The sequence below is a fragment of the Cyanothece sp. BG0011 genome (genome assembly GCF_003013815.1).
In the GTDB taxonomy this organism is placed as follows: Bacteria; Cyanobacteriota; Cyanobacteriia; order Cyanobacteriales; family Microcystaceae; genus Crocosphaera.
On record NZ_PRLH01000211.1, the window covers coordinates 1 to 10,292 of the forward strand.

Below are 10,292 nucleotides of genomic sequence, written 5' to 3' on the forward strand. Positions count from 1 at the left end.
TTTTTTATAAAGTATTAGCGTTAATAAATTCCTCTAAAATGGGTAAAATATCATTTGTAATTTCATGACCCATAGGAAACTCATGATACTCAACTTTAGCATCAATTGCTTTTAATTCATCCCTAGCTTTTTGTGCCATTTCCACAGGAACCACCATATCTTTTTGACCATGAATAATCAAAATAGGTGGAATAGAAGCGGGTGATTTTTCAGGTTGAAACTGTAAATAACCACTTAAACTACAAATTCCTGCTAAGGGTAAATTAATGCCGACATCAAGGGACATTGCCCCCCCTTGAGAAAAGCCACTTAAAATAGTACGAGATAAGGGAATCCCTGTGTTGTCTTCTAAAGAAATTAACCAATCTTTTAATAATTGACGGCTTTCATCTATCCCTTCATATTGCCCCGTTTCTAGGGCATACCAAGCCAGTCCCCCAGGCACTTGTGGATGGGAAAAAGGGGCATTAGGAAACAATAATTGATAGTCCAGAAGGGTTAACATGGAGGCTAAAGGGGCTAAATCTTCAGCATTTGCCCCCCACCCATGCAACATGACTAAAAGATGTTTAGGTTCAGTATTTTTCGGTTTAATAGAAATGGTTTCTAAATACATAAAATTCTCATTTTTTGGCAAGTTCTGTGAGTTCCCAATGTCCCCCATCAAATATTTCTAATAATTGTTGATGGTATTGTCTTAAAGTGGGTCGATGTCCCACACTAATATAAGTGGTTCCCATATGGGATAATTCTTGATAGAGTCTTTCTTCGTTTTTCACATCTAGCGCACTGGTAGCTTCATCTAAAATAGCATAACGAGGCTGAGTAATTAAAATGCGAGCAAAGGCAACTCTTTGTTGTTCTCCTAATGATAAAACATTTTCCCAATTTTCTTGGGCTTCAAAATCAAATCTATCTGCTAAATTCGGTAAATTGACGGTTTTTAATATGTCTTTTAATTTTTCATCTGTTATATATTTTTCCGTATTAGGATACAATAATTGTTCTCTTAATGTTCCTAAAATCATGTAAGGTTTTTGGGGTAAAAATAAGATAGCTTCAGCGTCAGGCCGATAAATCGTTCCATTGCCAGAATTCCATAATCCTGCGATCGCCCTTAATAAGGAACTTTTTCCCGTTCCACTGGCTCCCATAATCAGTAAATTGTTATGATTACTAACATTTAAGGATACATTTTCAACTAAGGTTCTCTCAGAATTAGGGGGATGTAGAGTAACATTTTCTAAGGCAACATCAGACGCTTTGTGAGTATAAATAAAACTGGTTTGTTCCTTTTCTTTTTTAAATTCTTTGGGATCTAATGATTCATAAAATTCTCCTAAACGGTTGATACTCGCAGCAAATTCTGTAATATTTTGAATCTGATTGGTAATTAAAGATAGTGCGCTTAACACTTGAGAAAATGCCACACTTGCTTGAGCGATCGCACCAAAGTCTAATTCTCCTTGCAAGTACAAAGGAGCAATAATAATATAGGGAATTAAACGGGTAAAATAATTATACCCTAACTGAAATAAGGTAATAATTGATTGCCAAATAATTAATAGATCAAAGTTTCTAATAGCCGACATTAATCTATCAATAACTTGCCCTCTTTCTAGGGACTCTCCCCGATAAAAAGCAATGGATTCTGCATTATCCCTTACCCTCACCATACTGTAACGAAAATTAGCTTCTAATCTTAATTGATTATAGTTAATACTAACCAAACGACTCCCTACAATTAACGCAACCACAGTTCCAAAAATGGCATAAATCAATAGTCCCCATGTGAGGGCTTTAGAAATGGTGTATAAGATTGCAGAAAAGGAAAACAGGGTTAAAATTGAGTCGAGAATATCTAATAAAAAATCAAGGGTAACAGTGGTAAAGGATTTAATATCTTGAGTGATTCGTTGATCCGGGTTATCAACTTGTGTATTAATGGCATTAGAATCTAGTTCATAGTAAGCACGATTATTAAAATATTTGCCTAGAAAGTGCTTGGTGAGCCATTCTCGCCACATTAATCCTAGTTTTAATCGCGTATAACGGTAAATAACAATAATCGGAATAGCAGCCACTAATACTAAACCATAGACAATCATAAACTGCCAAAAAGTGTCTGCATTTCTTTCATTTAACGCCGTATCAATGAAACGAAAAGCATAACTTAAAATGACATTTAATCCGTTAACCACTAATAATAAAAATAGCAGTAATCCTAATAATGACCATTGTTTCCACCGATTGGCTATTTTTCCTTTTTGTGAGGCAAAAATAATCCCACTAATAACAATGATACCTAACGTAATATAGGGAACATTTGATTGTATAAAACCCTGAATAGTTCTTACCAGTCCCCCGGCAACTTTCCCAAAAAAATCAGGAAAGACAGCATTCGTCAATAAGGTTAGTCCAACCGTTAAAAAAAACGCGACACTAACCACCGTTAGAATTAATACCCCTAATAATCCTAAAAATATCCATGTATTTTTAGTGATATATTTGACCCTTCTCGGGGTTGTATTATTATCTTGTTGTCTGTCATCCTCATCACGGGGAGGGAAAAAATAAGGTTGCGCTGTTTCAATAAAGTGAGAAACCAGTTGACGATTGAATTGAAAACGAGGTTGAGCCATTCTATTATTTTAACTCGGATTATAGACCGTCTTTTTATTAGAAAATATGTTAATTTAGGTCAATTATTGTCCTATTTTACCTTAATGGGTTGATAAAAATCTCACTGTTATCCTATTTTGGACAATTTTCCGTAACCAAGGTTCTTCTTGTCTAGATTGAATCACAACCCATAAATTTACACTGATACAAAGCAGTGCCAAACCTAATAAAATAAAGCTAGTTGCTTGAATCACACCTATTATCCACCAACTCGCCACATGAAGGCATAAAATAAGGGCTAGAAGGGTGGTGACTGTCACCGAAGTGAATAACTTGAGGGGAGAAGATTTAACTAATATAAAACTCAAACTCAGTAATGTTCCCAATAAGTTTGCAGGAATTAAGAACGCGCATATACTAACACAATTATTTCGAGAAAATTCTCCAATAGAGATAGGATCAAACATTAATTTACCCTGCTAGATAATTTCGTTAATTCTTTTGATGAAATTACTAATATTGTAACATATTTTTACTCATCCTATCGTTAAGAATACTTGAAAATACTTTATTAATTTATTTATTTTTAATATTTTCAATGATTATCATATTAATTTTTCAATGCTATTTCTAATAATCATAGGTGGATTATACTTCTCCTCGTAAAAATGCTGCATCGACTTCAGGAATAGAAGGATTAATACTCATTCCTGAACCTAATTCAAACCCTGCTGGTGTGGTTAAACGGGGCCTAATTTGACAATACCAATGTAACTGAGGTTCTTCTGCTTTGTAACGGGCGGCTGTATTAATGACATAATTATAGTCAGGATTATTTAACTTATAATATAAACGACTTAAACTATCTTTCAAAATTTCGGCAAAAGCCTTTTTTTCTTGAGGAGTGATACTACCAAAATCTGCTTGATGTTCTTTAGGCATAATCCAAATTTCACAAGGAAATTCCGCAGCAAAAGGAACAAAAGAAACAAATAGAGGAGAAAGGGTTATTCTATCTTGTGACGATCGCATTAATAATCCTGTAATTGCCAAAGCATTAAATACTGACAAAATGAACCAAGTATTTGCTTATCAAGATTTTCGTCGTCAAATTCATAAATATCAAATACAAAACAGGGTGTCTGGGATTATTTGGCGGACCTGTACTTATCAAGGCCGATCAATTAAATACCCTGAATTACATAACCAACTCATTGCTGTTCCAGGGGATAAAGAAATATTAATGAAATACAAAGAATCTGTGATCACTTTTTGGTGGCAAATGACCAAAGGAATGAAATTTTGGTTATCGGCCCATCGTCGTCGTCCCATTTCTTATGATTCGATTCAAGACTTTATTGATGAGGTAGAATGGGCTGAAGTTGATGCAGGTAGAACCGAATTATACTTAGGATTATGTTGGGGCAATCCTCAAGAGTATCAATATCAATGGGCTAAACCCGACTCTGGTTGTCATCGTATCATTGCCGCCGTGGATCAGCCCAGTTCGATCAAAGTTTAGCCTTAAACAGGATTCATTCCCTGGGGAGAGAAACGCTATAATAACTTATGTTATTGGGACTATTTGTTAAACGGTCCTCACCATTGCTGTCATGACAGAACCTATGGCAACTATTCAATGTTCTAACCCTGAATGCCAAACCATCAACCCCTTACAGAACTTAGTATGTGAGAAATGTGAAACCCCTCTCCTCAAGCGATATCTACGCCCTTTGGGGGATTGGGTAACCTCATTTGAACAGGGAGCGTTAATCGATGAACGGTACTGGGTAATCAGCCATCAGGTTGTTTTGGATAGCAAACCTGGGATTCCTCCTGAGTTTAGTGAGGATATTCCCGAAAAAATTAGAAAATATTTAAGATTATTTCCATATCGTCTCCATCTACCCCAAATCTACACCTATTATAATCCGTCTCAAGAAGAAAATCACAGCCCTCAAATTGCCTTACTTGAATATGGGACGATTCCCCTTAAGGAATCAGGAGAGCCCCGTTATCCTGAATTATTACCCCCATTAACCCAAATCTGGACCGAGGCCAAGGATAATCCCCTACGACAACTCAACTGGTTGTGGCAAATGGCTAAACTTTGGCAACCCCTAGAAGGACAGCAAATGGTATCCAGTTTACTCGACACCTCTTTAGTGCGAGTCAATGCAGGGATGATTCAATTATTAGACTTTCATCCAGACGAACATAATTTTCACAGTGTCAAAGAGTTAGGCCAACTCTGGTTATCCCTGACAGAAGGAACGTCCCCCCTCATTGTTGATTATCTTCAGTCCCTTTGTGATTATCTACAACGGGGTAAAATTCCCCATCCTGATTATTTGTTGAGCTATTTTGACCCTGCCTTAACTTACTGTGGACAATGGTATAACAAAAAATATCAAATTTTTACCTTAACTGACTCAGGACCCACCCGTAGTCATAATGAAGACGCTTGTTACCCCTCAGCAGGGGAACTGGTGGAACCCTCCCCAGACCAACCCAACTTTACCATTGTTTGTGATGGGGTTGGAGGACAAGATGCCGGAGAAGTGGCCTCTCAGTTAGCCATCGATACCTTAGTTGAACAAATTCCTCAATTGCCAACGTTTAGTGAGACTCGCAATAGTCAACAGGGATTACAAGACTTAGCAGAAGCAATCAATCTCACCAATAATCGTATTAGTGAACGTAACGACGCTGAAAATCGTCAAGATAGACAACGCATGGGAACCACCTTGGTTCTCAGTTTAGTTCATGATCACGAGGTTTATCTAGCCAATGTGGGGGACTCCCGTATTTACCTGATTACCCCTGACAGTTGTCATCAAGTGACCACTGACGATGATTTAGCCTCTAGAGAAGTCCGTTTAGGCTATTTATTTTATCGAGATGCCATTAAATATCCCAATGCCGGGGCGTTAGTGCAAGCCTTAGGCATGAGTAATGCTAATTCTCTCCATCCTAATGTGACTCGTTTGATTACGGATGAGGATTGTATTTTTTTATTATGTTCTGATGGCTTAAGTGATTATGATCGAGTTGATCAATATTGGCATCTAGAAATTGCTCCTATCTTATCCCATGAAAAAGAGTTGCCTACTGTAGGACAAGAATTAGTTAATGTGGCCAATGGCAAGAATGGTCATGATAATGTAACGATTTCTCTTCTTTACTGCCAAATAAAATTAGCTTCTTTGGAACAAAGGCCTCTATCGATGGCAGACGTAGAAGCTTTTCTCGTTGCCACAAAAGAAGAAACTCAACCCACTATCGATCCTTCTGATGATCTATCTTCAGACTTACAGCCCACTGAACCCCTTCCTTCTCGAGAGGAGACCACAGAGACTAAAAAAATAAACTTCCTTCTTATTTTTGGTATTTTAGCAATTATTGTTCTTATTTTAGGTGCGGGAATTTATGGAATGTGGCAACTTCTACAACCGCCTTCTACTCCTATTTCTCGTCCTTCTCCTTCCTCTTCTGTGAGTTCTGAGCCTTCTCTACCTGAGCCGGGGGAACTCATTCAACTAACACAAGTTCTTTCCCTATCCGAAACCCCACAAGGCAATCAAAGTTATCCTGACCTCCCCTCGGACAGTATCTTACAGATTTTGCCCCAAGAAGAATATAAAAAAGTGATAAAGGTTAAAATTTGTCAAATCGCGGCTGAAACTTCTTCTTTCAAAGCTTTAGAGGGCAAAGAAGCCTGGATAGCAACCCCCAATTTATCATCCTCTGTTTATCAAACCTATGAAGGGAAGGTGTTAGGAAGTTGTACACAAGTGGCTCAATAAACATTAGGGAACAACAGAAAAAGCTACTAATATTGTATTGTTGAAAACTGTAAACTCAAGGAACTCTTTAAATAGAAAGCAAGGTTAAATGATTAGAATTAATTGACGATAAATTCTGAGATTTTGGCAATGAATCCATGTTATTATTCTTAGTTAAATCACCAGCAATCAACAAATTGACTAATTGTCTGTCAATCATTTCTGGATAGTTTTGAACAATTTGACTACAGTTTTCAATAAAGCTTTTTACCCAAGCTTGTAACCATTGTAGTTTTGTTGGACTTAACACAGTATCCAGTTCACCCTTAAAAGTAATTTCTGCAGATGTAGTCATCTCAAAATTATCTAACCATTCAAATAAAGGGCGAGAAGATTCCCAATATTTTTGGGTCATGGTTTTTCCTAAATAACGACGACTTACTGCTGTTAGATGATTGAAAATATCTAATAATTTATCAAGGGTAATTGTTGGAATATAGGTTCGTTTTTTAACCTTAAATACTGATGATTCTGAGTCATTAAAGCTCTTTTTTTTACTGTCTTTTATCTTCATTAGAGCAGTTTTTGGATTAAATGATGTGTCAAATCTAGTTTGATCATCATAATAAGCATCCTCTAATTTTGCTCCACTTAACTTTGCACTATTTAAGTAAGCACCATTAAATTTTGCTTCTTTAAAGTCACTCTTGGTTAAATAAGCTCCCGTTAAATAAGCTTCGGAAAAATCAGTTTGATAACAATTGGCCTTAATTAAATAAATTTTAATTAAAGAAGCTCCTTCTAAGTTAGCTCCTGTCAAATTGACTCCCGTTAAATCAGCTTCATTGAGATAGGCATCCCGTAAGTCAGCCCCTGTAAAATCTACTTCCCTCAAATTAGCATAACTGAGATCAACCCCGCGAAAATCCGTATAACTGAGATTGAGTCCTCTTAAATCTGCACGACGTAATTGGAATTCTTGGAAATTTCTTTGACCTTTTTCATATTTTTCTTTTAGGTCTATAGCCTCTTGACTTTGAAACATTCTCTCTCCTGATTGTGATCCTTGATCTCTAGTTTATCTTAAGTAAAATTGGATCTAAAAAATGTTATTAAAATTTACCCAAAAGTGTGCTTTACCAAGAAAAGTTTTAAGTTAGTTGAAAAAATCTCAGTAATTTTGCCGAAAAAGTCAATGACTGAACACACTTAAAAAATGGTAGATTATTGGTTAAAGAACTAATTTTAGTATTCAAAACTGGCCAGGAAATGTCAAGTCCAAAAATCACTCGAAATCGGTGAGAGCCATCACTCCATCCACCTAAAGTGAGTCCAGTCCTTTATCTTAAAGATTTCTATGGATTAGTAGGAACGGTTAAAGTTAAAATAGTAAAGAATTTATAATAAAAATTGAGCAATTAACCTTGATAGCTTCAGCTAAGTCGGTGAAAACGAAGGGTTTAACAATCCCATTTGACATTATTGTAGTCGGATCTGGGGCTGCTGGATTGTACGCTGCCCTGTGTTTACCCAGTCACTATCGTGTGGGCATCATTACTAAAGATACCTTAAAAACAGGGGCTAGTGACTGGGCCCAGGGAGGAATTGCTGCGGCCATCGCCCCAGAAGACTCTCCTCAATTTCATAAAGAGGATACCCTGAACGCAGGAGCCGGTTTATGCGATGAAAGTGCCGTTCAATTTTTGGTCAATCATGCTGGTACAGCTATTGAATCCCTGGTTGAGATGGGAGTCGCCTTTGATCGCAAAGGAAAACAACTGGCCATGACCCTCGAGGCCGCCCATTCTCATCCTCGTGTGCTACACGCTGCTGATACTACAGGAAGAGCTATTGTTAGTACCCTAACGGAAAAAGTTTTACAGCGACCCAACATAGAGGTTATTGCCCAAGCGATCGCTTTACAATTGTGGATTGATCCAAACAAACAATGTTGCCAAGGTTTAAGTGTTCTTTATCAAGGACAAATTCATTGGATTCAAGCATCAGCTGTTATTTTAGCCACTGGGGGCGGTGGACAGGTTTATTCTCAAACCACTAACCCGGCGGTCAGTACAGGAGATGGAGTCGCTTTAGCATGGCGTGCAGGAGCCATGGTGAGGGACTTAGAATTTTTTTCAATTTCACCCCACCGCTTTAACCCAACCCGGGGCGCCCCATTTTCTGATCAGTGAAGCCGTTAGAGGAGAAGGAGCTCATCTCGTCGATGCTCAGGGAAAACGCTTTGCCTTTGACTATCATCCGGCTGGAGAGTTAGCTCCGAGAGATGTGGTGAGTCGGGCTATTTTTCACTATTTACAAAGTCAAAAGACTCAAACCAATGTTTATCTTGATTTACGGCCGATTAAACCTGAAAAAATTCGTTATCGTTTCCCGAATATTATCCGCGTTTGTCAAAAATGGGGTGTAGATGTGTTTAGAGAACCCATTCCTGTGGCTCCGGCTGCCCATTATTGGATGGGAGGGGTTCAAGTCGATTTGAACAATGCTACTTCTATCGACGGTCTCTATGCCATTGGAGAAACCGCCAGTACAGGAGTTCACGGTGCTAATCGCCTGGCTAGTAATTCTTTGCTAGAGTGTTTAGTGTTTGCTGCTCAATTATCGAAACTTAATGTAAATTCCCCAGTCCCTATGAAAAAGACAGCAGACCTTGTGATGAATAACCACGAACAATGGGATCAAGAAATCCCCCAAATCAGAGAAATTCGCCAAGCTTTGCCTCAGTTGATGTGGCAAAGTGCTGGTATTTCCCGTACCCAAACCGTATTAAAAACAGCGATCGCAAAAGTGAGCTTATGGCAACAACAAATTAAGTCTTTTTCTGTGAGTGAACCGATTCTTAACTTATCCCCCAATCAATCAATTAAATTTGAAGGAGCTACTGCCCAAGCCTATTTACGGACTTGCTCTGAAACCATTAACCTCTTAGATATTGCTTATTTGATACTCAACAGCGCTTTATTTCGCACCGAAAGCAGGGGGGACATTATCGTCAAGATTATCCTCACTCTTGTGAGCAATGGGCAAAACATACTCTCGTTCGTGATCATCGTTGGTCGACAGGTGAGATTGACTAAAAAACCATGGTGCTAACAGTTTAAGCTATTAATAAGACAACTATTAATCCCTGCTTTGAAACCTATATTATGATTTACTATCGTTTATCTCTATTATTATTAATCTGTTTATCCTCTTTAAGTTGCCATTCTCTAAGTGGGGCTACCACTCGCCCTTTAATACTAGATGAAATCGACAGAAACGAAGAGATAATTGCTCAAGGGACGGCCAGTGATTCGTCTTCTGGGGCAACTTCGTCTTACGATCAGGCTATGCAAGCAGGGTACAAGGCCACTCAACAAAAAGATTATCAAACGGCAAAACAACAGTTTCAAAAAGCCCTTGAACTACGACCCAATGATATTTATGCTCAACAAGCTCTTCAAAACGTTGAGTTTTATTTAGCTCAACAAAGTAATCCTTTAAGTAATTTGACAGGCAGTGGTCTGTTTATCTGGTTTGGTTTATTGGTAGTTGTTGTGGCGATTGGTATAGGAATTTGGCTATTTTTACGTCGTGCTTCAACCTATTCTCAAGACAAATTTGAAGAAGAATTATTACAACCCCAGAAACAAGAAGAATTAGCAATCAACTTAGATGAGGATAGGAATTTTCAAGAAAACACCTCTATCAATCAGGATAATAAAAATAATGATCAACCAGAGATAAAAAACTTATTAGTCTCTCCTCAAGCCCATGAAATAGCTTCAGAAAACTCTTCAGAAGTGGTTTTGGAAACATCAGAAGTAGAAACAGCCTTACCGATTCAAACCCCCACTCGTATCCCTAGTGGAGATTCCCATCGAT

General features: G+C 37.8%; 6 protein-coding genes and 3 pseudogenes. 4 read left to right on the forward strand and 5 right to left on the reverse strand.

What is annotated here, in order from left to right; translation table 11 throughout:
• Positions 1-4: 4 nt before the first annotated feature.
• The 4 genes and pseudogenes from C4E06_RS26750 to C4E06_RS26765 form a co-directional block, all read right to left on the reverse strand.
• Positions 5-616, reverse strand: a complete 612-nt coding sequence (locus tag C4E06_RS26750) for an alpha/beta hydrolase (protein WP_107671364.1) — start codon at positions 614-616, stop codon at positions 5-7.
• 7 nt (positions 617-623) lie between these two features.
• Positions 624-2,642: an ABC transporter ATP-binding protein/permease gene (locus tag C4E06_RS26755; protein WP_107671365.1), complete on the reverse strand. Its 2,019-nt coding sequence runs from the start codon at positions 2,640-2,642 to the stop codon at positions 624-626.
• A gap of 81 nt (positions 2,643-2,723) precedes the next feature.
• On the reverse strand, positions 2,724-3,089 hold the full coding sequence (locus tag C4E06_RS26760) for a hypothetical protein (RefSeq protein WP_107671366.1): 366 nt from the start codon (positions 3,087-3,089) through the stop codon (positions 2,724-2,726).
• 181 nt (positions 3,090-3,270) lie between these two features.
• A pseudogene (locus tag C4E06_RS26765) lies at positions 3,271-3,618 on the reverse strand (galactose-1-phosphate uridylyltransferase); the annotation flags it as partial.
• On the opposite strand from C4E06_RS26765, the gene C4E06_RS26770 reads away from it, so the two are divergent.
• Together C4E06_RS26770 and C4E06_RS26775 are read left to right on the forward strand one after the other, a co-directional pair.
• Positions 3,563-4,144: a hypothetical protein gene (locus C4E06_RS26770; protein WP_107671367.1), complete on the forward strand. Its 582-nt coding sequence runs from the start codon at positions 3,563-3,565 to the stop codon at positions 4,142-4,144. The pseudogene C4E06_RS26765 and the gene C4E06_RS26770 overlap by 56 nt on opposite strands.
• Positions 4,145-4,247: 103 nt before the next feature.
• Complete coding sequence (locus C4E06_RS26775) at positions 4,248-6,428, forward strand: PP2C family serine/threonine-protein phosphatase (protein ID WP_198649072.1); 2,181 nt, start codon at positions 4,248-4,250, stop codon at positions 6,426-6,428.
• A 67-nt stretch (positions 6,429-6,495) separates the two neighbouring features.
• Here the strand turns inward: C4E06_RS26775 and C4E06_RS26780 are convergent, their stop codons facing one another.
• Positions 6,496-7,452 (reverse strand): pentapeptide repeat-containing protein, encoded by a 957-nt coding sequence (locus tag C4E06_RS26780; protein ID WP_107671369.1) that lies wholly within the window; start codon positions 7,450-7,452, stop codon positions 6,496-6,498.
• A gap of 400 nt (positions 7,453-7,852) precedes the next feature.
• On the opposite strand from C4E06_RS26780, the pseudogene nadB reads away from it, so the two are divergent.
• Both nadB and C4E06_RS26790 read left to right on the forward strand, forming a co-directional pair.
• Positions 7,853-9,505 (forward strand): annotated as a pseudogene (gene nadB, locus C4E06_RS26785) (L-aspartate oxidase).
• A 69-nt stretch (positions 9,506-9,574) separates the two neighbouring features.
• Positions 9,575-10,292: pseudogene (locus C4E06_RS26790) on the forward strand (HEAT repeat domain-containing protein); the annotation flags it as partial.

Excerpts from the sequence above, each read along its gene's own strand:
- C4E06_RS26750 (WP_107671364.1), bottom strand. The coding sequence starts at position 616 with ATGTATTTAGAAACCATTTCTATTAAACCGAAAAATACTGAACCTAAA.
- C4E06_RS26755 (WP_107671365.1), bottom strand. The coding sequence starts at position 2,642 with ATGGCTCAACCTCGTTTTCAATTCAATCGTCAACTGGTTTCTCACTTT.
- C4E06_RS26760 (WP_107671366.1), bottom strand. The coding sequence starts at position 3,089 with ATGTTTGATCCTATCTCTATTGGAGAATTTTCTCGAAATAATTGTGTT.
- C4E06_RS26775 (WP_198649072.1), top strand. The coding sequence starts at position 4,248 with ATGGCAACTATTCAATGTTCTAACCCTGAATGCCAAACCATCAACCCC.
- C4E06_RS26780 (WP_107671369.1), bottom strand. The coding sequence starts at position 7,452 with ATGTTTCAAAGTCAAGAGGCTATAGACCTAAAAGAAAAATATGAAAAA.